Source organism: Spirochaetia bacterium (genome assembly GCA_022482625.1).
In the GTDB taxonomy this organism is placed as follows: domain Bacteria; phylum Spirochaetota; class Spirochaetia; order Sphaerochaetales; family Sphaerochaetaceae; genus Pleomorphochaeta.
Map to the genome: position 1 here is coordinate 2,412,229 of JAKVOU010000001.1, position 23,799 is coordinate 2,436,027.

The following is a 23,799-nucleotide window of genomic DNA, read 5'->3' on the forward strand; positions in this document are numbered from 1 at the left end:
AGATGGCATTACTTGAACTTGAAGGTATTACGAAAAATTATGGTTCGCTGACGGCCGTGGATAAATTGAATCTTGTTGTCAAAGATGGCGAGATGATTGCATTGCTGGGGGAAAGCGGTTGTGGCAAGACAACTACATTGAGGATGGTTGCCGGTTTTATCCAACCTGATGAAGGTGTGATAAAAGTAGATGGCCATGTGGTCAATGACATTCCTGCCTATAAGAGGAATATAGGTATATTTTTCCAGAACTATGCATTGTTTCCCCATATGACCGCCTTTGAAAACATTGCCTATGGCTTGAAAATTAAAAAGATGGATAAGGTAGCAATAGAGAAAGAAGTCGCAGGGATGATGAAGCTGGTTGGACTTGAGGGGCTTGGCTGCCGTTATCCCAAGCAACTTTCCGGCGGGCAGCAGCAACGTGTTGCTTTGGCAAGGTCTCTTGTGGTCAAGCCTTCGATATTGCTTCTTGATGAACCTCTTTCCAATCTGGATGCAAAGCTTAGGGTAAACATGCAGACCGAAATCAAAAGGATCCAACGGTTGCTTGGGATTACTACAATAATTGTTACCCATGACCAGCAGGAAGCCATTTCCCTTGCTGATAAAGTAGTTGTCATGCGAAAGGGAAAAATTATACAGGAAAACCTGCCACGTGAAGTATACGAAAAACCTACCAATCCTTTTGTAGCTGATTTTATGGGCTTCGAAAATTTTATTCCTGTAAGGATCGGCAGGATTGACAACAATGTTGTTGCAGTGGAAATACACAATCTTGAGAAATCGATAGATATTGACAGGTGTCAATGTTTTGATGTCAGGGAGGGGGAGGACGCCTATATGGCCGTCCGGCCTGAGAAGATTCGTCTTGTCAGCCCATCTGCAGAACATGCAGTCGTGGGAACCGTAGGAAACATAATCTACAAAGGCAACTATTATCACGTAGAAGTCGAGGGAATCTTCAGCAAGCCGATTATACTTCATGTCAATGAGTTCAATGGAAAGACAGGTGATAGGACAGGTGTTTTGTTGGTCTCAGATGAACTGAGGATATATAAAAAATTCCAATAGGAAGGAACGTACAAATGAAAAGAAATTTATTGCTTCTTTTGATGGTCTTTGCAACGTTGAGTTTCCCTCTGTTTGCAAATGGTACGGATGAAAAGAATGTTGATGCTGCAAATCCTTACAAAGGTAAGGATCTTGTAGTAGCCACATGGGGGTGGAGCGCAGGAAATCTGAAGAAGCTCTCTGAAGATTTTGAAAAAAAGTATGGCTGCAATATCGTAATTGACGAGACAAGCGGCAACTCAGATCGTTTGAACAAGCTTATTGCACAGAAAAACAATCCGGAGATTGATGTTGCTATTCTGTCTGATAATTTTGCTTCCATCGGTATAGAGAAGGGACTATTTGACAAAATTGACAAGTCTGTAGTAACCAGTTATGACGACTTATATGACTTTGCAAAGAATGCTGATGGTTATGGCCCTTGCTATTCATTGGTCCGTTATGGAATTCTTTATAATGCCGATGCTGTTTCTGCGCCGACTTCCTATATGGATTTGTTCAATGGCAACTATGACGGATTGATCAGTCTTCCTGATATGGCCAGTACTGCAGGTCCCTATCTTTTGGTTTCCCTTGCTGAGGATCTTGGAGGTAGCCAGGAGAATGTGACTCCTGCAATGGAATTGCTTAAGAAGGAAAAGAGCAAGATAGCTGATTTCTATATGTCCGGCAGTTCGGTTCAGACAGGGTTTACCACTGGTGAGATTGCTGTCGCAGTGTTTATGGATATGAACGTACCTTTGTTGAGGAAATCTGGACTTGACATAAAGTGGGTGACACCGAAGGAAGGCAGTTTCTCTGCTGCTGCAACAGCAAATGTAGTCAAAGGCTGTCAGAATCCTAAGCTTGCACAACTGTTTATCCAGTATCTTATCAGCGAAAATGTTCAGAACAAGGTTGCTGATGTGCTGAGTGAAGCACCCTGTAACAGCAAGGCTACAATGAGTGAGGAAAAAGCAAAATATCTTGCAAGCGGTGAAGATGCTTTCAAGGCTTTGAAAGTCTTTGATTTGGATTATATAAACAGCAACAAGGCTACGTGGATTGAGCAGTTCCAAAAGGAAATTGCCAACTGATTGTTTCTTTTTTCCTGAAGAATAAGACAAAACGGAGCATCAACATCAGATGCTCCGTTTTTTACCATGATACAGGAATCGTACAGCAAGTGTCGGATGGCAACCATCAGAGTCGATAGGCTTTTGTTTTATCCTTCGTGCTGTGCTAGGAACTTTGATCGGCTCAGAAGCAATGAAACAAGATATTCGACACCCAAGGAAAGGGCATCTTCATCCATAAGGTACTTCGGGTTGTGGTGAGGGAAGATGATTCCTTTTTCTACGGAACGTGCTCCCAGTTCCACGAAGAATGACGGACACTTCTCGCTGAGATAGCAGAAATCTTCTCCCGGCATTATAGGCTTGATTTCAAGCAAGGTAGCTTTCCCGAACTGATTTATGATGAAATCTTTGGTCCAATCGGAAAGATGTTCCTCATTTATGACACTGTCATAGCCCAGTTCATACGTAACTTGGCACTGTGCCTTGGATGCGGCACATATTCCCTCTGAAAGTTCCTTGATCCTTTGTTCCGCCGTTTTTCTTGCTTCAGGGCTGAAGCTCCGTACGGAACCGGAAAGCGTCACGGTATCAGGTATGATATTATAGGCGTTACCCCCATGTATTTCACATATGCTGAGCACAAGCATGTCGTTGGGGTCAATGTTCCTTGATGGAATGGTCTGGAGTGCCTGGATAATCTGTCCTGCTATCGGCAGAGGGTCAATGCACTGCTGTGGCATGGCAGAATGCCCTCCTTTTCCTATGATGGAAATGGAAAACTTATCCGTACTGGCTGTCAGTATTCCCTTGCACCATCCCAATTTTCCTGTCGGATAATTTGAACTCAGATGCAAGCCGAAACACTCATCTACATCATCAACGACGCCGGAGCGGACTATTTCAATGGCACCCCCGGGAGGAACTTCCTCAGCATGTTGGAAAAGCATCCGTACTTCGCCATACAGGTCATCAAGATGATCCTGCAGTATCTTGGTGGCGGACAACAACATTGCAGCATGTCCATCATGCCCGCAGGCGTGCATTACCCCCGGAATTTCAGAACGGAACGGAAGTTCGTTTTCTTCCTGTATGGGCAGGGCATCTATATCTGCACGGACAAGCAATACAGGACCTGGCCTTTTGGAGGTAAGGGTTGCAAGGACACTGGTCTGTGTAGGTTTTGTTATTTCAATGTCATTGCCAAAACTTTTCAATGTTCTTTCTATATAGGAAGAAGTCTTGACTTCATGGAATGATAGTTCAGGATGTTTATGGAAATGTCTTCTGAAGGCAATTGTCGAAGCAGCTTCCTCAGCTACTTCATTTGTCAGGTCAATCATATGTAAATCCTCTGTATTTGGTATATCCATGATATCTGCCACATGAGTCAGTGTAAACCCAGATGGAGATATCACCTGCATTTACTTGGTGTTTTTCTGTTTCTTTTCTTGAAATCCAAGAAATCATGATACCGCTGGGTCTACGTGTCATTTCCTTCCAGGATTCCTGCATTCACTTTGTCTACGGTCTTCAATATGTCATAGACAAAGCGACAGACCGGGAGGTCTACATGGTGGAGTTTTCCCAGCCTGAGGGCTTCTCCCATGAACATATCGATTTCCGTCTGCTTCTTGTTGAGGACATCCTGTACCATGCTGCATTTCCCTGTAGGGGCGTAGGCATCGAAGAAGTTATCCAGGTTACGAATGTCCTGCTGGCTGAGCTTGATTCCCATGGTATTTGCGAGCGAGACGATTTCCTGCATGATGCATTCCATTGCATCGCAGGCTTCGGGTACCCGTTGGAACCATAGGTGCTGGCCTCTGAAGATTGCTTCCACGGTATTGCAGGCGGCGTTCAACATATATTTTCGCCAAATATCCAACTGTATGTCCGGGCTGATTTCACAAGGCAAGCTTTTGGAAAACAGGTCATGGATTTTCAAGATACGTTCCGTAGGCTGTCCATCTTTTTCCCCGATTAAAACCTGGCCGACAGGCTTGAAGTCTACATGGTTTCCTGTTTTGTTCGCATTGATCCTGCTCAGGCTGTAGATGACTTTTTCTTTTCCGAAATGTTCTGCAAGGATCTCTTCGCTGGTCAAACCATTCATGAGGCTCATAAGCACCGTATCGGGCCCGATTTCTCGTCTGATATCTTCCAATGCATCATCCAACTGATAGCTTTTTACTGCTATGATCAACAAATCGGGAACCATGCCGCTTTCTCCTGGGGCGACCACATTGAGTTCATGTTTTGTTCCATTGATTACTACCCCCTCTTCCTTGAGGCGTCGGGCTCTTTTCCCTTCTGCAAGTACACGAATCTGTTCCTTCCTGAGTCGCTGGCGAATAGCATGATAAGCTACGCAGCCTTCCGCACCCAAACCAATGATGCTTACCGTTTTAAATTCCATGTATCAATTCCTCATGGTCTTCATAGTTGTATTTTATTTTCTGAATTTCAATGGATATTTATAAGAACTGTATATTAAAATATAAAAATACTCAAATCATCTATCTGTCGGAAAGAAGTCCAAGAGGCATATCAGTCAAAAGCAGGGTAGTCTTGAAAATTAGAGACAAAAAGAAGATGTCCTCATTGAAAAGGACATCTTCCCAACAACCAACCAACAATAGGAAATCGTAATGATTGGAGTTTTACATGAATAAGTTGCCGATCATCAGTACGACGAACCCTACTGTCGAAAGACAAAGTACGCATCCGAACCAGTTTTCATACATTTCTTTCATGTCAGACAGACCGATGGTCTTGTTGACGACCCAGAAGTAACTGTCATGGACGTTCGTGATACCGATGGAACCGATGCAGCAAGCCAAACCTGCAAGGTATGGATTGACTGAAGCCATCTGGAGCATGACCGGTGCTGTGAGCGAACCTGCGGTAAGCATGCCGACGGTTGCTGACCCGGTCACTATCCTAAGCAGATAGGCCATGAAGAACGGTAGCAGGATACCTGGGATATGGGATTTGATCATCATGTTTGCCAATACGGTACCAGCTCCGCTGTCCTTGAGCACTTGCCCAAGTGCACCACCTGCACCAGTGACGAAGATGATGATACCGGCTTGTTCGATTGACTTGTCGAGCATGGAAACCATTTTCTTGCGGTCAATCTTGCCACCTAGCCCATAAATGGCAACCAGAAGACCGATGAGCACTGCGACCACGGGATCACCGATGAGGGTAATGACAGTCTTTGCTGTTCCTTCTATACCGGCTACCGAGGAAATTGTTTTCGTCAGGATCAGTATGATCGGCAGGAAAATCGGAAGGAACGAAACAAATGTATTGGGAAGGTCTTTATCCGAAATTGAATCTTCATATTTCATTTCTTCTTTGGTATATTCTCTATCAATCAATACGCTCATGTCATTGGGATCGGGTACCCGATAGAGTTTTTTGCCTATCCATCTGGCATAGAGTATACCGGCAATGGCAATAGGTATGGAGAATATCAATCCTAATAAGATGAATTTTCCCAGGTCAAGGCTGAAATACCCGGATATTGCCAACGGGCCAGGTGTCGGCGGGACCAAGGAATGTGTTGTGAGTAGGGCAGCTGCCAATGCACAGCCGATGGTAATGACACTTCGTCCTGTTTTCCTTGAAAGTGATTTTGCCAGAGGGCAAAGGATGACAAATGCACTGTCGCAGAAGACAGGTATTGCAACAAGAAAGCCTGTGATTGCCATTGCGATATCTTCTTTGCCTTCTCCAAGCAGTTTGATGAAAGTCGTGGCCATGCGGGTTGCAGCTCCGCTTGCCTCAAATACGGCTCCCATCATCACGCCCAGACCGACTATGATACCGATGGAACCCAAAGTTCCTCCGAATCCATTCTTTATTGCGACGACAATCTTGTTTACCGGAAGACCGACTGCCAGGCCTGCTACAATTGATCCGATGATCATTGCAACGAATACATGAATCTTTGTTTTTGTAGAACAATAAAAGATCAAGCCGATTGCCAATCCCAGTCCAACCAATACGCGTACGACGCTTACATCTGTTGACATAATGGAATATCCTCCTTTTTAATTCCTTGCCTATGTACCTCAGATCACTGGACCAAGCATGTAGAAGTCCATCGACTTGGTATATTTGATGGCTTCACCTTTGCTGGTTTCTCCGCTTGCAACTCTTAGCAGCAAGTCGAAGGTATCTTCACCTATTTGCTCAATTGAACGTTCTCCTAACGTGATCAATCCTGCATTTATATCCATATCGTGGTTCATGCGGCCATACGTAATAGGATTGCCGCATATCTTGATGACAGGAACCACGGGAAATCCCTGGGGGGCGCCACGTCCGGTGGAGAACAGGATTACCTGGGCTCCTCCTACTGCCATACCTGAAAGCAATTCGATTTCTCTTCCCGGAGAATCCTTGATCCACAGGCCTTTGCCTTTCGGCACGTCGGTGTACTCGATGACGCCCTCTATGGGCTTTGTACCGGATTTGACGATGGCTCCCAATGATTTCTCTTCAATGGTGCTCAGTCCGCCTTTGATGTTGCCTGGGGTCGGCTGGCCTTTGCGCATATCTACGCCGATTGCCTTTGCCCTGTTTTCCATCTGCTGGACGATCCTGTCGATTTCACTGGCAACGAATTCATTTCTGGCTCTTCTCTTGAGTATGTGTTCTGCCCCTATGAATTCAGTTGTTTCTCCAAACATCACGGTACCGCCTGCATCGACGATCTTGTCTGCCACATAGCCGATGACAGGGTTCGAGGCAATGCCGCTGGTCGTATCGGAAGAACCACATTTGATACCCATGACCATCCGTGAAATATCAACTTCCGTGCGTTGCATCCCGCTGATTGCCCGAACCAGTTTCTGAGCTTTGTCAATGCCTTCCTTGATAGCAATGCTCGTGCCTCCCAGTTCCTGTACATTGACTCTTTCTACAGGTTTGCCTGTTTCCCTCAGTGTCTGTTCAAGACGATCGGTATCGACGCCTTCACAACCTAGGCTGACAATCAGGATTGCTCCTACGTTCGGGTTCTCACCGACCTTGATGAGGCATTCGGTAGTCCTGGTAAGATCGGGAGGTGTCTGGCAACATCCCTGATGATGCAGGATGCCCTGTGTACCGACGGTTTCGGCAACGATGGCTTCGACTACCTCATTTACACAGACTACTGCCGGCAGGACTGCAACATAGTTGCGACTGCCGACCTTACCGTCTTTTCTTTCATAACCGAAATAGGTATATTGCTTTTTCATCTGTGCTGCTCCTCAGTGCTTATTCATTTCTTTGATGATCTGTGCCTGTTTGTCTTTGTTCCAGTCGCCACGGCCACGGATACTTTCTATGTTCTGTATATGCACATGACGGCCTTTCGCAATCGGTTTGCTGGCAATACCGATTTCTTCACCATATTTGGTAATTTGTTGTCCTACGGTGATATCTACCAATGCTATTTTGTGTCCATATGGTATATCATCCAGGACATGTACGATGCTTGAGTCACCTTTCTTGTCAAAGACTTCGACATCTTCCGGTGCGTGTACATCGCTGAACACTGTTGCGACATTGTCTTTCTCATTGATCTTGATTGCTTTGACCATGTTTTACCTCTTTATGATTACCGCAACGCCATCAGGAATTACGGTTACTTTTGCTGTCGGACCCTTGAGCCTGTATGCAGTCTCAAGTGCTTTATCGATATTATCGGCATAAAGGAAGCCCATCTTTTCTACCAGTTGCTGTGGCAGTGAGGACACCAGGATAATTTTGTATTTCAGTAAAGCTGCACAGAAACGCTGTACGCACCATTGTTCAGGAATCGTATCTTCAGGTGCTGTCTTCATGATGCGGTCCAGTCTTTCTTGCGGAGTGTCTTCCTGCATCATTTGTTCGAAATGTTTTCCGCCAAGACCTTCCTTGCAGGCCGCAACGAGAATGACGATACCATTTTTCCTTTACGCATTCCAGTGCACTTGCAAGACCTTTAGGACACTGGTACAGGTTCTGGTCAAGAGGAAATCCTCCGTTGGTAGTCACGACGATATCAGCTTTCAGTGCAGCTACGCCGTTGTCTTCCAAGAGCTTTCGGCATCCCTGTGCATGTGCTGCTTCCACATCTCCTGCATATGCAGTTTCAATTTGCTTGTGTGTGTCCAGCAATACATTGAGGATGAAGGCCAGATGGGCCATCCTTGCTGCACAGGCCATATCCTCGTGTATAGGATTCCCTGCAAGAATACCTGTCGTTGATTTCGGATCGGCTATCTGTCTGGCACTGTGGTTGATGTTTACACAGGCGGCAGAGGCAATACCGGGCAGGATACTTTTTCTTCCACCGGAGAATCCGGCAAAGAAATGAGGTTCAATGAAGCCCTCGGCAATAAGCAAGTCGGCTTCAACTGCCAGCTTGTTGATCTCACATTTTGAGCCTGAAGGCAATGTGCCCAAGTATACACAGCTATCTTTTTCAAAGGCCTGATGGTTGATGATTTTTTCGTGTTCGGCAATTTGCTTCCCAAATCGTTCGACCTGTTCTTCCTTTGACATACCCCGATGCAGACCTGTTGCAATGAGGATGGTAATATCGGCGTCTGGGTTGCCTTTCCTGAGTTGTTCAAGAATTATCGGCATTGTTGTGCTGCTTGGAACAGCCCTTGTGTGATCACTGGTAACCACGACTATTTTCTGTTTTCCCTTTGCAAGTTCCGGTAAGGTTTTTGTTCCGATGGGGTTATCCAGAGCTCGTCTGACAATCTCTTCAGGGCTTTCCTGCTGTTTCTTGTTTTTGTCAGGGACGGTAAGTACTCCCTCAAACCGATCATTTTCAATTTGCATTGGCATGACCTGCCTGTCATAGGGGAGTGAAAATGAATGCATGTATTTCTCCTGTTGCATAAATTATTATGCATGCATTATACATCTGATTTTCCTTGTGTCAAGAGAATTGTCTATGTAACATGTCCTTTGTTTTTTTCTATTTGATCCTTCTGACAGAATTTCCTTTTTCAGGTTGTTAGAAAATATTTACTATTGTCTTAGCAGGGTAAATTAGCTATTATATCTTCATAATGGAAAGGAAAACGAAGCGACCGATCTTGTCCATAAAGGACCAGGTTTACCAAGTATTGAGGCAAGACATCATGAATGGTGCCTATCAGCCAGGAGAAAGAATAAATGAGGTTGAGATTGCCAAGGAACTGAACGTAAGCCGTTCTCCGGTACATTGCGCCATTACGGAATTGACAGGAGAGGGTCTTCTGGAGAGTGTTTCCAACAAATCGATCAAAGTCCGCCAGCTTTCCCATAAGCAGGTCCTTGATATCTTTGAATATAGGGTACTTGTCGAGTCCTATGCTCTTGGAAAGTTTATCCCTTCACTTACCCCTGCCAATGAAAAAGCCTTCCGTCTGTTCAGACAGGAATTCCTGGACAATGCTACGTATGACAAGCTTGCAGCCTATGTGGATGTGGATGCCCGTTTCCACAGATACATTGTCGACTGTTCGGGAAATGATATCGTAAGTGATTCCTTCCATCGTTACTCTGTGCTTATTTCACCTTTCAGAGTCATTTCCTTGAAAAGCAAAGTCCGTTTTTCCGATTCGATCAAGGAACATGTAAAGATCATTGATGCTATCCTTTCCGATGATGTTTCTACTGCTGTTGCCACAAATGAAGAACATCTGAATCTTGCAAGTGAGGAAATCAATACATATTTCATCAATAAAAAGAAGGAAAAAGACAGCTGATGGTGTTGGGTATGAAGCCGATACCATCGATCTGTTACGTCAGGATCCAGAGATAATTTGTTTTTGCCTTTCATAAGGAATGATTTTGCTTCGGCAGGATTCAATGGAAGGTAATTGCACTGTGATGTTTTATTTCCATTGAAATCAAAATTGTCTATGAAAAATTGTAATTTGCCAGAAAATCGTGCAAAAAGATCAAGTATGATACATGTGATTTGGGAAATATTGTGATAGTGGGACCAGAAGCCAGCATTGGCTGGTCTTGTTGATTCGTTTTCCAAAAAACAGAGTATGATAGAAAGAAATCAGTGGATTGGTTTAGGTTTCAAAGTTACTTTTGAAACCCGAAATATCAAGGGGTTTATCAGCTTGAAGATTCATGATATTTCCGATTATATGAATTTTACTATAATGGAAAAATTTGATCTATTTAAATTTTAAATATTTTATATACGTAAGTTAGTTTTTATCTTTATAGCTTGTTATATAAAATTCTTATAACATGTATTGACAAGTTAAAGTTTCTTGTTTTAAGGTTATCTCAAGTTTTGGACATGGTGAAAAAGATATATTTTCCAGTTGTACCAAGGACTTTTCAGTTAGTAAATAATCTATTGGATTTGAACCAAAACAAAGACGTTTTGATAAGAGTCAAAGCGCCTTTTTTGTATTTTTATGACAGTACGGAGAGCAACAATCCCATGGACATGAAGAAGATTGCAAATTCCATTTTTTCAATTATTGTAGCTTTACTGTTCGGAGCATTGGTTATCCTTGCTGTGGGACAGCATCCCTTGGAAGTGTATGGCATCATGTTCACTGGTGCCTTCGGCAATATGAGGGCAATAGCCGGAACCTTGGTCAAGACGACTACTATGATTTTTGTCGGACTGAGCTATGGTTTTGCCTTTCGCTGTGGATTGATCAACATTGGCATCGAAGGTCAGCTGTACATGGGCGGATTGTTCTGTGTCTTGGCTGGGACCTACATACATTTGCCTGCCGTACTGCATATACCTCTCTGCCTTTTGGCTGGTTTCCTTGGAGGTGCACTGTGGGGGGGAATCGTCGGTATCCTTCGTGCCAAGTTCCGTGCCAGCGAGATGATTACGACGGTCATGATGAATTACATTGCAATTTATTTCGTTACGATGCTGGTAAACGGCCCCCTGAAGGAAACAAAAGGTACCTTTCCCCAGAGCAACCCGATACTTGCAACGGCGCAATTGCCTATCTTGATCCCGAAGACGCATCTTACTATCGGTTTTTTCATTGCCATATTGTTTCTTGTCCTCTATGCGCTTTACTGGAAACATACTTCATTGGCCTACAAGATGGAGGTCGTCGGTACCAATATGGATGTCGCTGCCTATGCAGGTATTTCAGTCGGGAAAATGATGATGCTTTCAATGTTTATTTCCGGTGGCTTGGGCGGTCTTGCGGGGTGTATGGAGGTCATGGGGGTCCAACATAAGATTATGGAGAGCCTTTCTGCCGGCTATGGTTTTGATGGCATTGCCGTTTCCCTTTTGGGTGGAAACAGCGCATTGGGTATATTTTTCTCTTCACTGTTGTTCGGAACTCTGCGATTCGGAGGAAATGCCATCCAGATGTTTACCAGCATACCGATTGCTGTCATCTATGTCCTGCAGGCGTTGGTTATTCTCATGATCGTCGTTGATGTATTCAGGCAACAGTCAAGGCAGAGGAGTTAGATATATGTTGAGCTTCTTGATTACTACTATCAATTCTTCTACGTCTATCCTGTTGGGAGCACTTGGAATTCTGTTCATGCAACTTGCCGGTGTCCTTAATATCGGAGCAGAAAGCATGATGCTGATCGGAGCTTTTGTCGGTGTACTTGGCTCATCCATGTTCGGGAATGTATGGGGCGGTGTGCTGATGACGGTCGTCTGTGTGGGCATAACAGGCCTTGTATTCGGATTCTGTACCATTATGATGAAAGCAAACCAGGTAGTTGTCGGCGTTGCTTTCAATATCCTTGCAGAAGGGTTGACCACAACGCTGTACAGGGGTGTGTTCGGCATGCAGCAGGGAACCTTGAAAGTGGCCTCATTCGGACGGATAGGACCTTTTTCCCTGCCTGTATACTTCGGTTTTTTCCTTGTCATAGCTTTGACGATCTTTTTTTACAAGACGAAGTTCGGACTGGAGATAAGAGGTGCAGGTGAATATCCGCTTGCCATCGACTCCATGGGCTTGTCTGTAAACAAGATCAGATATATCAGTGTCGTCATCGGTTCCATAATCATAGGCTTGGGCGGAGCATATCTTTCCCTTGGTCAGCTTTCCTTCTTTACGGAGGATATGGTATCGGGACGAGGTTTCATTGCCTTGGCTGCAGTTATATTCGGTCGGTATCTGCCTATCGGGACTTGGCTTGCCGTGCTTGTGTTTGGTATAGGGGAAACACTGGTATATAGGCTTCAGGCAATTAACTGCGGTATTTCCTTACAGCTTATCCTCATGATTCCTTATGTATTGACTGTGGTTATCGTCAGTTTCTTTGGACAGAAGGCCAGTGGGCCTCAGATGCTTGGAATTCCGTTTGATAAGGATGCCCAGTGACACGTGCGTGTCTTGAAAGTGTCCGAATAGGTTAAGGAGAAAAAAATGAAAAAGAACAGTTTGGAAAAATGGATTGTATTGCTGGCAGGCGTAGGATTGGTTGTCAGTATGTTTGCAGGATGCAGCAAGAGCTCTGCAAATGCACAGCAGACGGCCAAGACAGCTGTGGCTGCGGCGCCTGCAACGGCTGCAGAGACCAAGGAAGCAACAGCCACTCAACCGGCAAAGAAAGAAGCCAAGGACCTGAAGGTTGCATTGGTACTTCCTGGAACGGCAAATGACAAAGGCTGGAACCAGGAAGCCTATGACGGGTTGATGGAAATCAAGAAGATGGGGTGCCAGACAGCATGCTCAGAGAAGGTCGCTGCATCGGATTTTGAGTCGGTCTTCAGAGGCTATGCAGACCGTGGATATGATGTAGTCTTCGGGCATGGTACTGAATTTGAGGATGCAGCAAAGGCCGTTGCACCTGATTATCCGAATACTATGTTCTGTATCACCAGTTCTGATATCAGCCAGGCACCGAATGTATGTTCACTTCAGAATCTCAACAACCAGCAGGGTTTTGTAGCCGGACTGGTTGCTGCTGAAGCAAGCAAGTCCAAGAAAGTCGCTGCCATCGGCGGAATGGAAATCCCATCCATCCAAAGCTTCATCATAGGCTTCAAGCAAGGTGTTGCATATGCTGACAACGGTACGGTTGCCATGACGGCTTTTACCGGTGATTTTGATGATGCTGCCAAAGTCAAGGAACAGGCCAATGCCTTTATTGAAAAAGGAGCCGATATCCTTACCCATGATGCAGACCAGGCTGGCCTTGGACTGTTTGAAGCTGTCAAGGATGCTCCTGAAGGGACCTATGCGATCGGCGTTGTCAAGGACCAATATGCAGAACTTCCTTCCCGTGTGCTGACCAGTGCTACCAATTTCATCGGCAAGGGTATGGCTGTGGCTGTACAGGATTATCTTGACGGCAATCTTCACGCCGAATGCTATAAGTTCGGTATCAAGGAAGGTGTCATTGGTCTGGCTGATTACCATGATTGTGCAGATGTGCTTACGGCTGAGCAGAAGCAGTTTATCACGGATACCATGAAGAAGGTTGCTTCCGGTGAGATTACTGTGAAGAGTGCCCAGAAATAAACGGTACCGAAGCATAGGTAGGATATATGCAGATTTTTTCTTTGCAAAAGGAAAAAGTCTGCATTCGTCAATGGAAACAGACCAAGGAGGTAGGTATGGAAAAGTCTGTGATGCTTGTGTTGGCTGATATTACCAAGAAGTATGGTTCACTATATGCCAACAAGGATATAAGCCTACAGGTGGATGCAGGTGAAGTATACTGTATCTTAGGAGAAAATGGTGCAGGTAAAAGTACACTTATGAATGTGCTGTATGGGCTGACCCAACCTGACCATGGCAAGATTTTCATTGAAGGGGCCCCTGTAGCCGTTACATCACCCAAGGTTGCCATAGCTCATGGAATCGGTATGGTCCATCAGCATTTCATGCTTATTCCTGCATTGACTGTCCTTGAAAATATCATTCTTGCCTCAAATGAGGTCGGCGGAGTGTTTTTTGACAGGAAACAGGTAGCTCTCCAAGTCGATAAGATATGCAAGGCTTATGGATTTGACATTGATCCGTTTCTGAAAGTCTCTGATCTGACCGTAGGACAGCAGCAGAAAGTTGAGATTATCAAGGCACTTTACCATAATTGCCAACTCCTTATCCTCGATGAGCCGACAGCAGTACTGACACCGCAGGAAATAGAAGAACTGTTTATTATCATGAAGCGTTTCAAGGAAGAGAGAAAGTCCATTATTTTTATTTCCCATAAGTTGCAGGAAGTAATGCAGATCAGTGACCGTATCGGCGTACTGCGCAATGGATCAATTGTCTCGGTAGTAAACAAAAGTGATACAGATGAGCAGGAACTTGCGTGCCTGATGGTAGGACGTCATATCAGCATGGACGTAGAACGGCCGTTTCCTCCTTCGAGGGAAAAGGTCTTGGATATCCATGACCTGCAGGTACGTGGACGGAAGGCCACCAGGGCTGTCCATGACCTTTCCCTGACTGTCCATGCAGGGGAAATCTATGGGATTGCCGGAGTCGATGGCAATGGACAATCTGAGTTGATCAATGCAATTACGGGTCTGGTCAAGACAAAGAGCGGAGAAGTTTCTATCTGTGGGCAAAATATGACAAACAAACCGGTATGCCAGATACTGAGACAAGGAGTTTCCCATATTCCTGAGGACCGACAGCACGTAGGTCTCATGATGCAGCAAAGTATATTGAAGAACTTGATGATCCACGAATGTATAACCGGTGATTGCCAGGGTTTCTTAATTGATTGGGAAAAGGAAAGGACCCATGTTTCGACGGTAGTAGATAAATACAATATCAAGATTCCTGGACTCCAGTCACATATCTGCTGTCTGTCCGGCGGTAACCAGCAGAAAGCCGTGGTTGCCAGGGAACTTGAGAAGGAACCGAAGCTTCTGATTGCTGTACATCCTACCAGAGGTGTGGATGTGGGTGCCATTGCTTTTATCAGGAAACAGATCATGGCTGCAAGGAACAGAGGCTGTGCAGTGCTTCTGGTTTCGTTTGAACTGGATGAAATCCTTGCTTTGAGCGACCGTATCGGTGTGATTTTTGATGGAAACATCATTGGTGAAATGACTGCAGATGAAGCTTCAGTGAATAAAATAGGCATGTTGATGGCTGGTGTGAGTGCCTGATGCCTGACAAAAAAAAGGATTGAAAGATAGATGATGGCGGAAAAACAGCTTTTGTTGCAACATGCAACAATCGTTACCGTAGATAATGAACGTAGGGTTCTCTTTGACAGCGCAATGGTTGTCAAGGGAAAGAGGATAGTTGCTATAGGTCCCGATGATGAACTGTCAGCACGGTACCAGGCACAGTCTGTCTGTTTGGATTGTACCGGCAAGGTTATATTTCCTGGATTCATCAATACACATAACCATCTGTTCCAGACTTTGCTGAAGGGTTTGGGCGATGATATGGTACTCAGTGATTGGCTGCATACCATGACCTTTCCGGCTGCAAGGTATCTGGAACCGGAAGATTGCCGCTATGGTGCTTTGCTGGGGGTCATGGAAGGAATCCACAGCGGCATTACGACGCAGGTGGATTATATGTATCCACATCCCCGTGGTGGGCTCAGTGACGGTATCATCGATACGTTTTCGCGATTGAAGATCAGAGGTGTCTTCGGACGCGGATGCATGAATACCGGAACGGAGTTCGGAGTTGTTCCTGAGATCATGCAGGATGTCCCGACGGTTGAAAAGGACCTTCTGCGTCTGCTTGATACCTACGGTGGCAGCTGTGATGGCAGAATCAGCATTTGGGCTGCTCCTGCAGCCTTATGGTCAAATACTGCGGATATGCTGAAGATGCTTTATGAAGTAGTCAATTCCTATCATACAGGACTTACCGTCCATGTATCGGAAACTCCTTTTGACCGCAAGGCAACCCAAGCACTCCATGGCTGTGCCGGAGTAGATTGCCTTGAGAAGCTTGGTTTGGTCGGTCCGAATATCCTGATGGTCCACTGTGTCTATCTGACGGAAAGTGATATGGAAAAAGCTGCGGCCTATGACCTCAAGGTATCTCATAATCCTGTCAGCAACATGTACCTTGCTTCCGGGGTAGCTCCTATACCGGAGATGCTGGGGAAGAACATTACTGTAGGTCTGGGCGTCGACGGGGCTGCGAGCAACAATGGCCAGGATATGCTTGAACTTATGAAGACTACAGCGTTGTTACAGAAGGTACATACGCTTAATCCGACTGTCATCACGGCAGAAAAAGTACTGGAAATGGCAACGATTGACGGAGCACGGGCATTGGGAATGGAAAAGGAGATCGGCTCTCTGGAAGTAGGGAAAAAAGCTGATTTTGTTATTTTCAATCCTAAGAAATCTGCAAAGGCAGTACCGATGCATAATCCTGTCTCGACATTGGTATATTCATCTACGGTACAGAATATCGAAAGTGTTGCAATAGACGGTGAATTCGTACTGCAAGATGGTCTGTTGACGACAGTCGAAGATGAGGAAAATATCCTCTATGAAGCACAGAATTGTGCTGATGATTTGGCTGTTCGCGCCCATATTGTCAATCGTGGTAAGAACCATCACTGGTACCGAAGCTGAAGGGATAGAATATGAATGGCCAGGATACATACCATACAATCGGTAAATCATACAGTAGGGTAGATGCTTGGGAGAAAGTTACTGGTCTTGCCAAGTATGCTGATGACTTGGTGATGCCTGGCATGCTTGTGGCAAGATGCATCCATTCTACACATCCCCATGCCAAGGTCCATTTTGGAAATATTGAATTCGTAAGGAACATGACCGGGGTAGCCTGCGTGCTGACGATGGAAGATTTTCCTAAACCGCAGAGCATGCTTGATTTCTTCTATTGTACTGATACCCCGAAATTCATCGGTGATGTCGTTGCGGTAATTGCTGCAGAAAATACCGATGTCCTGGAGGATGCTGTCCATACCGTCAGACTTTCCTACGAGGACCTACCTGCTGTCTATACCATTGAGGACAGCCTTAGGCTTGATGCACCTGTCATACGCGATATCGGCGTCGGATTGGAACAGGGTATTCCGAAGAAAGGAACTGCAGGGAATGTCTTCCTCGCATCGCATAGGCCGTTGAGAAAAGGCAATGTGGAAAAGGCATTGCGTGACAGTGATGTTACATTGACCCGTACCTATGAAACTCAATTTGCCGAACATGCTTATATCGAACCTGAATCCGTGCTTGTCTACCGTGATGTCATGAACGGGATCATAACTGCCCGGTCCTGCTCACAGCATGGACATATTCCCAGGGATTTCATTGCCGATGTTCTCCAGATTCCCCTGAACAGGGCAAAATCCATCCAATGTACCGTGGGCGGATCTTTCGGCGGTAAGTTTGAGATCGTCGGTCTGATGTGCGGACGTGCGGCTATGGTACTGGATAAGACCGGACGTCCATGCAAGATGACCCTTTCCCGGGAGGATTCCATCTTGGAAAGTGCCAAAAGGCATCCTTTCCGTACCACGGTAACCATCGGGGCTTCCAAGGATGGCAAGATCCTTGCATATAAGTCCAGTCAGGTTGAAAACTGTGGTGCTTACAATAACCAGGCCCCATGGATGAACATAAGGGCTATGGTCCATTCTGCCGGACCGTATGACATTGAAAGTGTATGGACTGATACATTTGGTGTGTATACGAATAATCCTACTCCGTGTGCATTCCGGGGATATAGCTCTCCACAGGTTATATTCTGCAATGAAATGATCATCGACGAGTTGGCTGATACACTGCATATGAGCGTCGTTGACCTCAAGCGGAAAAACCTGCTGAGACAGGGTGGGCATACGGCAACAGGACAACAGCTGATCCATGAAACCCTGCTTGTGCAGATGATGGACGATATTGTCAGGGATACTGATTATGAAGCCAAGGTTACAAGGTATCGTACACAGCATGGGCGTTGGCGCAAAGGTATCGGCCTGGTTACCAGCTATCGTGGAGTTGCCTTGGGTGGAGAAAGCGTGGATTCTTCCGGTGCAATGCTGACTGCACTCGAAGATGGCAGCTTTATTCTCAATGTAGCCTTGATGGAAGTCGGGCAGGGACTGCAGACTGTCTATGTCCAGATTGCAGCAGAAGCAACTGGGGTGCATATGGATGATATCGTCATTGAAGCGGTCAATTCCAACCATATCCCGGACAGCGGGCTTACTGTTGCTTCCCGAGGTACGGCACAGGGGGGACAGTCGGTAAGGAAAGCCGGGGTGAAGATGAAAGCCCTGCTGTTGGAAAGTGCACGGATCCTGCTGGAGGCGACACAGTCAGAGACTGTCGAACTTGAAGACAGCATATGTTTCATCAAGGAACGTCCTTCCTGCCGTATCCCTGTTGCCCAGGTATGCCGTTATCGTAAGCTCCAGGGGCTCTCACTTGCGACTTTTGAATGGTATGTGCCCCGTCCTTTGGAAAATGATGGGGTAACAGGTCAAGGAGAGGCCTTTACGACCTATGCATATGGGACAAGCGTAGCAGAGGTCCAGGTCAATGTCGAAACCGGAGAAGTGCAGGTTGAAAGGATTACGGCCTATCATGATGTCGGCAAGGCAATCAATCCCAGCCTGATCAAAGGACAGATCTATGGGGGAATCCTGATGGGCATGGGATTCGGGCTTTGGGAAGAAGTACATATGGACAAGGGTAGGACTGATGATATCAATTATGATTCCTACAAGATTGCGACATCCTTGGATATGCCTAGGATGGATATCAAGCTTTACGAGTGCAAGGACAGCGAAGGAACCTATGGTGCAAAGTGCATTGCAGAGGCGGCTACCGAAATGATCGGGGCTGTACTGGCCCTTGCTGTCAAGCATGCGGTAGGACATCCGATTCGCAGGTTGCCTGTTTCATTGGAAAGGATTGTAACTGGTGAGCCTGGTTGCTGAGATGTCAGGAGGAAGAGGACGTGGAGAAAAAGAGTATACATTTCCGATTGAACGGACATGAGGTCGAAACTGTTGTCAAGGTCACTGAAAGGCTTCTTGATGTGCTTCGTGAACATTTTGGACTTACAGGCACCAAGGAGGGGTGTGGTATCGGTGAATGTGGGGCCTGTACGGTCATCGTCGATGGCAATGCGGTCAATTCCTGCCTGATACCTGCAGTTTCCATCGAAGGCCATGAGGTCCTTACCATCGAGGGCATGATGCAGAATGGGAAACTCAATGCCATACAGCAGGCTTTTGTTGACCATAATGCCTTGCAATGTGGATTTTGCACCCCTGGGTTGGTTATGAGTGCTGCAGCATTGCTTAGGCATACGCCGCATCCGAGCCGGCAGGAGATACAGGTAGCCATTGCTGGGAACCTGTGCAGATGTACCGGTTATGAACAGGTAATAGAAGCAATTGAATCAGTTGCGGCAGAGGAAAAGAAGCCATGAAATTCAAGTCATATCATAGGGCAAAGACCGTTGCGGAAGTTTCGAGGCTCTGTGCTACGGAAGACTGCATTATTTTTGCCGGTGGAACTGATATTATGGTCAAAGGAAGAGAAAGGACGGTATATGCATCCAAGACATTGGTGGATATCCAGGACATACCTCTGCTTGGATCAATAGAAGCACACGAGGGGAACATAGTGATCGGTGCTGCCGTGACCCTGAATGCATTGCTGAGTTCAGATCTTGTGTTGCAGAAAGTCCCGCTTCTGCGTGAAGCTGTCAGCCATGTTGCAAACTGCCAGGTAAGGAACCGTGCTACTTTGGTAGGAAATATCGCAAATGCCTGTCCTGCATCTGATTGCATTCCTGCCCTTATGGTGCTGGGAGCGCAAGTGGAGATCAATGGGCCTCAAGCGGTACGGACGGTATTGCTGAAGGATCTGTTCCGTGAGAACAAGGCTTGTCTTCGTCATAGGGGAATGCATGTCCGTACCTGTTTCTTTCCTGAAACCACCAGACATAAGCTGATGTTGGAAAACGGAGAAATGATCAGTTCTGTATCAGTTCCTGTCCAGGGGGCCGACCAAAGATACTTCTTCCGAAAGCTGACGCGCAACAGGTCCAGTGACATGGCTATCCTCAACTGTACAATGATTGCTGATATGAATGCGGAGGGAAGCTTCGGGAGCCTGCATGTGTGCCTTGGAGGGGCGTTTCCCAGTCCCAGATGCTTTGATGAGCATGATCGCACACTTGTAGGCAGACCTTTCGACAATGAGGACTTTGAACGTTTTGCACAGGCTTATGGACAGTTCCTTGAACCTGAAGAAAAACTGCTTGCAGATTATGCGTACAAGAGGGCTGTAGTTCCCAGCATCATCAGGGAAGGCTTGGAACAGCTCAGTGGCTTGCAGATGGAAGCCTCAGTATGAAAGGAAAGGGAAGAAGCATGGTCGGACAATCAAAACCAATAAATGATGCTGTCCGGAAGGTGACAGGGCGCAAGAGCTACGTGGCTGACATGAAATTGCCGGGTCTGCTTTATGCGAAGCTGCTTCTCAGCCCTGTTGCCCACGCATATATCAAGTACATCGATACTTCCCAAGCTGAAGCCTTGCCGGGAGTAAGGGCTGTGGTGACCTATCGCAATGCCCCGTCGAAGACTTATAACAGTGCAAAGCGTTTCATTGAACAGAAGGTCATTTGCAACGAACAGATATTTTCCCGTACGCTTCGTTTTGTCGGTGACAGGGTCGCTGCCGTGGCTGCCGATACTGAAGAAATAGCAACCGAGGCCATAAGGCTCATCAAGGTCGAATACAGTCCTCTGCCAATCATTACTTCAATTTCCCAGGCATTGGAACCTGATGCATATCCCATCCATGAGGGAGGCAATCGTGCTGGAAAGATTTCCTTTGAAGCCGGCAAGGTAGACCAAGCCCTTTCTTCCTGTGACTATGTGCTGAGACGGACTTATACGACTCCCGCCATACATCACTTGGCTTTGGAACCTCATGTTGTCATTGCTGATTGGCAACCTGATGATAGGTTGACGATCATCGCACCTTGCCAAAATACCTTTGCTTTCAGGCTTATCATAGCAGATCTGTTCGACCTCCCATATAGTAAGGTCAGGTTGAGTTCCCCTGCCATAGGGGGAGCCTTCGGGGGCAAGCTCGAAGTGTGTGTCGAACCTGTTGCGGCATTGCTGAGCAAGCTTGCAGGCCAACCTGTGAAACTTGAGCTTACACGCAGGGAAACCATCATTGCAACACGGGTACGCCATGCTTCGGAAAACCATCTTTGTACAGGTTTTTCAAACGATGGCACCATCCAGGCTATTGACTGCCTGATGTATACCAATACAGGAGCTTATGCTTCGAGTGCCATGAATGTTGCCGGAGCACTTTCCCATAAACTCCTGTTGCCCTACACGGTACGCAATGTTCGGATTACCGTTATTCCTGTGTATACCAATACCATCATTGCGGGTGCTATGCGTGGCTATGGTTCTCCACAGCTGTTCTTTGGCTTGGAACGGCAGATCGAGGAGATAGCCCATATCCTTGGTGTTGACAATACGGAAATTCAACTGAAGAACATGGTTGATCCTGACAGTCTCAACAGCCTTTCAGGTGAACCAATCGGGAACCCCCGTCCGAAAGACTGCCTTGTGAAAGCCATGGAACTGATGGACTATCAGGCAGTGAAGGAAGAAGAGCAAAAAAGCAAGGAGGAACCTGGACGATATGCGATAGGAGTCGGTGTTGCGCTGGGCGTTCATGGCAACAACTGTTTCGGCGTACACCGTGACAATACCACGCCGATGATCAGGATGAACGAAGATGGTTCCTGTACTTTGGTTACAGGCGCCCATGACATGGGCAATGATGTCCTGGGAATGCAGATGCAGATCATATCGGATGTCATTGGGGTCTCGATGGATAAGATATCTGTTGTTGCTGCAGATACGGACACTTGCCTTTGGCATATCGGGGACTATTCCAGCCGTGGGGTCTTTGTCATAGGTTCTGCTGCGAAGAATACGGCTGAAAAACTTCGTAGGGAACTGCAGATAGAAGCTGGAAAACTGCTTGATACCGATCCTGAGATGATTGAACTGCATGATGACGCGGCTTGGGTCAAGGGGAATACAGGTTGTACGGTTTCATTGAGGGACGTCATGACCAATTGTCAGGCTGTCAGCGGTAGGGAACTGTGTGTGTATGAAACCTATGAAGCACCTCGGGGTGCTGCTTCCTATGGAGTGCATATGGCTAAGGTCAGCATTGACAGGGAAACAGGAAAGGTGAGCATTCTTTCCTATGTTGCCGTGCACGATGTGGGATTCATCATCAATCCCATGATGTTGGAAGGCCAGCTTGAAGGTGGTATCCACATGGGTCTGGGCTATGGGCTGTCTGAGAAGATTACCTTTGATGAGCAGGGGAAACCTTCCCCGTTGGTGTTGAAAAGATACGGTGTGCTGAGGGCAACCGATATGCCTTCTCATTTGAAGGTAGGTTTTGTTGCGGATAAGGGCGGAGAACCCGGCGGTCCGTATGGGGCAAAGGCCATGGGTGAGTGTCCGGTCGTGCCTGTTGCCCCTGCTGTGGTCAATGCAATACGGAATGCTTTGGATATGGAAATAAATGATTTGCCTGCAGATAAGGAAAAGATACTGCAGGTTTTGCATCAGCAAGCTGGAAGAGGGTAGAGTTATGGTAAGAATATTGGGAATTTGCGGTAGTCCTCGTAGGAAATCTGCATATGTTGCTTTGCGTACAGCTCTTGAAGGTGCTGCGGCGTCAGGCGAAGAAGCAGAGACTTCTCTGGTTGAGCTTCGGGGCAGAGATATGCATCTATGCATCCACTGCAACAAGTGTCTGCGGGAAAAAGCAGACAGATGTGTCATTTTTGAAGATGACATGACTCCTTTATATGATGAATTCTATAATGCCGATGGTATCATCATCGCTTCACCGGTTTATGAAATGAACATTACGGCACAGACGGCTTCGTTTATGCATCGTTTTCGTTCTGCGTGGATAAAAGGTGTACGGGAACCGGAATTCTTTATCAGGAAAGTAGGGGCCGGCATTACGGTAGGCGGTACACGGAACGGCGGACAGGAAAGTGCCATGAATGCAATCAATAACTTTTTCCTTGCCCAGGGGATGACACTTTGCAGCGGAGGAAACGGCATGTATACCGGTGCAATGCTATGGAATCCTGGGGATGGCTCTACCGATATGGATGATCCTGTGGGTTTGGAAAATGCCAGGATATTGGGAAGGAATGTTGCAGTGATGGCCCGTATCATGAAAGAGGCAAGATTATGGAAGAGCTGACGATTACCATAAACAGACGGCAATACAGGCTGGCTATCGAGCATTCCTGGACATTGCTGTATCTCCTGCGCGAGGTGTTGAACCTGACAGGAACGAAATGTGGGTGCAGTACCAATGATTGCGGTGCCTGCAAGGTCATCATTGACGGAGAAGCAATGAATTCATGTTGTATCCTTGCGAGGAATCTCAATGGCCATGAGGTGGAAACGATAGAAGGACTTGCAAGGGGAACGGAACTTCATCCGATTCAGAAAGCCTTCATTGAAGCAGGAGCCGTACAGTGCGGCTTCTGTACGCCAGGCATGATTATGTCGGCAAAGGCACTCCTGGACAAGAATCCTGATCCGGATGAAACGCAGATACGTAAGGCAATCGAGGGGAACCTCTGCCGATGTACCGGCTATGTGAAGATAGTCGAGGCCATACAGCTGGCAGCGAAATGGCTCAGGGAGGAGTAGAT

The 23,799-nt window shown here is 46.4% G+C and carries 21 protein-coding genes; 14 read left to right on the forward strand and 7 right to left on the reverse strand.

The features are described from left to right. Positions 1 to 2 precede the first annotated feature (2 nt). Together LKE40_11000 and LKE40_11005 are read left to right on the forward strand one after the other, a co-directional pair. Positions 3 to 1,073 (forward strand): ABC transporter ATP-binding protein, encoded by a 1,071-nt coding sequence (locus LKE40_11000; protein ID MCH3917956.1) that lies wholly within the window; start codon positions 3 to 5, stop codon positions 1,071 to 1,073. A gap of 14 nt (positions 1,074 to 1,087) precedes the next feature. Beyond that, positions 1,088 to 2,149 (forward strand): ABC transporter substrate-binding protein, encoded by a 1,062-nt coding sequence (locus LKE40_11005; protein MCH3917957.1) that lies wholly within the window; start codon positions 1,088 to 1,090, stop codon positions 2,147 to 2,149. Between the two features lie 128 nt (positions 2,150 to 2,277). Here LKE40_11005 and LKE40_11010 read toward each other — a convergent pair whose 3' ends face one another. The 7 genes from LKE40_11010 to larA form a co-directional block, all read right to left on the reverse strand. Continuing rightward, positions 2,278 to 3,471 carry an amidohydrolase gene (locus tag LKE40_11010; protein MCH3917958.1) on the reverse strand — a complete coding sequence of 398 codons (1,194 nt, stop codon included), beginning with the start codon at positions 3,469 to 3,471 and terminating at the stop codon, positions 2,278 to 2,280. A 140-nt stretch (positions 3,472 to 3,611) separates the two neighbouring features. Beyond that, on the reverse strand, positions 3,612 to 4,547 hold the full coding sequence (locus tag LKE40_11015; protein ID MCH3917959.1) for a ketopantoate reductase family protein: 936 nt from the start codon (positions 4,545 to 4,547) through the stop codon (positions 3,612 to 3,614). 244 nt (positions 4,548 to 4,791) lie between these two features. After that, positions 4,792 to 6,171 (reverse strand): GntP family permease, encoded by a 1,380-nt coding sequence (locus LKE40_11020; protein ID MCH3917960.1) that lies wholly within the window; start codon positions 6,169 to 6,171, stop codon positions 4,792 to 4,794. A gap of 39 nt (positions 6,172 to 6,210) precedes the next feature. After that, positions 6,211 to 7,383 (reverse strand): UxaA family hydrolase, encoded by a 1,173-nt coding sequence (locus LKE40_11025; GenBank protein ID MCH3917961.1) that lies wholly within the window; start codon positions 7,381 to 7,383, stop codon positions 6,211 to 6,213. Between the two features lie 12 nt (positions 7,384 to 7,395). Beyond that, positions 7,396 to 7,728 carry a UxaA family hydrolase gene (locus tag LKE40_11030; protein MCH3917962.1) on the reverse strand — a complete coding sequence of 111 codons (333 nt, stop codon included), beginning with the start codon at positions 7,726 to 7,728 and terminating at the stop codon, positions 7,396 to 7,398. 3 nt (positions 7,729 to 7,731) lie between these two features. After that, on the reverse strand, positions 7,732 to 7,971 hold the full coding sequence (locus LKE40_11035; protein ID MCH3917963.1) for a hypothetical protein: 240 nt from the start codon (positions 7,969 to 7,971) through the stop codon (positions 7,732 to 7,734). Continuing rightward, positions 7,955 to 9,004, reverse strand: a complete 1,050-nt coding sequence (gene larA, locus LKE40_11040) for a nickel-dependent lactate racemase (protein ID MCH3917964.1) — start codon at positions 9,002 to 9,004, stop codon at positions 7,955 to 7,957. The genes LKE40_11035 and larA overlap by 17 nt, the downstream gene beginning before the upstream one ends. A 191-nt stretch (positions 9,005 to 9,195) precedes the next feature. Here larA and LKE40_11045 point away from each other — a divergent pair, with 191 nt between their 5' ends. The 12 genes from LKE40_11045 (at position 9,196) to LKE40_11100 (ending at position 23,797) form a co-directional block, all read left to right on the forward strand. Beyond that, positions 9,196 to 9,876, forward strand: coding sequence for a GntR family transcriptional regulator (locus LKE40_11045; protein MCH3917965.1), 681 nt, complete (start codon positions 9,196 to 9,198; stop codon positions 9,874 to 9,876). Positions 9,877 to 10,577: 701 nt separating this feature from the next. Further along, positions 10,578 to 11,591 carry an ABC transporter permease gene (locus LKE40_11050; protein MCH3917966.1) on the forward strand — a complete coding sequence of 338 codons (1,014 nt, stop codon included), beginning with the start codon at positions 10,578 to 10,580 and terminating at the stop codon, positions 11,589 to 11,591. Between the two features lie 4 nt (positions 11,592 to 11,595). Continuing rightward, positions 11,596 to 12,465 (forward strand): ABC transporter permease, encoded by an 870-nt coding sequence (locus tag LKE40_11055; GenBank protein ID MCH3917967.1) that lies wholly within the window; start codon positions 11,596 to 11,598, stop codon positions 12,463 to 12,465. Positions 12,466 to 12,510: 45 nt separating this feature from the next. Next, positions 12,511 to 13,608, forward strand: a complete 1,098-nt coding sequence (locus LKE40_11060; GenBank protein MCH3917968.1) for a BMP family protein — start codon at positions 12,511 to 12,513, stop codon at positions 13,606 to 13,608. A 95-nt stretch (positions 13,609 to 13,703) separates the two neighbouring features. Further along, the gene (locus LKE40_11065; GenBank protein ID MCH3917969.1) at positions 13,704 to 15,215 is read left to right on the forward strand and encodes an ABC transporter ATP-binding protein; all 1,512 of its coding nucleotides are present in this window, start codon (positions 13,704 to 13,706) and stop codon (positions 15,213 to 15,215) included. 30 nt (positions 15,216 to 15,245) lie between these two features. Beyond that, positions 15,246 to 16,658 carry an amidohydrolase gene (locus tag LKE40_11070; GenBank protein MCH3917970.1) on the forward strand — a complete coding sequence of 471 codons (1,413 nt, stop codon included), beginning with the start codon at positions 15,246 to 15,248 and terminating at the stop codon, positions 16,656 to 16,658. Positions 16,659 to 16,669: 11 nt separating this feature from the next. Continuing rightward, the gene (locus LKE40_11075; protein ID MCH3917971.1) at positions 16,670 to 18,991 is read left to right on the forward strand and encodes a xanthine dehydrogenase family protein molybdopterin-binding subunit; all 2,322 of its coding nucleotides are present in this window, start codon (positions 16,670 to 16,672) and stop codon (positions 18,989 to 18,991) included. Between the two features lie 20 nt (positions 18,992 to 19,011). Then, entirely contained in the window at positions 19,012 to 19,488 is a 477-nt protein-coding gene (locus LKE40_11080) for a (2Fe-2S)-binding protein (GenBank protein ID MCH3917972.1), read from the forward strand. Beyond that, positions 19,485 to 20,420 (forward strand): FAD binding domain-containing protein, encoded by a 936-nt coding sequence (locus LKE40_11085; protein ID MCH3917973.1) that lies wholly within the window; start codon positions 19,485 to 19,487, stop codon positions 20,418 to 20,420. The genes LKE40_11080 and LKE40_11085 overlap by 4 nt, the downstream gene beginning before the upstream one ends. Beyond that, on the forward strand, positions 20,417 to 22,705 hold the full coding sequence (locus LKE40_11090) for a xanthine dehydrogenase family protein molybdopterin-binding subunit (GenBank protein MCH3917974.1): 2,289 nt from the start codon (positions 20,417 to 20,419) through the stop codon (positions 22,703 to 22,705). Before LKE40_11085 ends, LKE40_11090 begins: the two co-directional genes overlap by 4 nt. Before the next feature lie 4 nt (positions 22,706 to 22,709). Further along, positions 22,710 to 23,339 (forward strand): flavodoxin family protein, encoded by a 630-nt coding sequence (locus LKE40_11095; GenBank protein MCH3917975.1) that lies wholly within the window; start codon positions 22,710 to 22,712, stop codon positions 23,337 to 23,339. After that, positions 23,327 to 23,797 (forward strand): (2Fe-2S)-binding protein, encoded by a 471-nt coding sequence (locus LKE40_11100; protein MCH3917976.1) that lies wholly within the window; start codon positions 23,327 to 23,329, stop codon positions 23,795 to 23,797. The genes LKE40_11095 and LKE40_11100 overlap by 13 nt, the downstream gene beginning before the upstream one ends. The last annotated feature ends 2 nt before the right edge of the window (positions 23,798 to 23,799 follow it).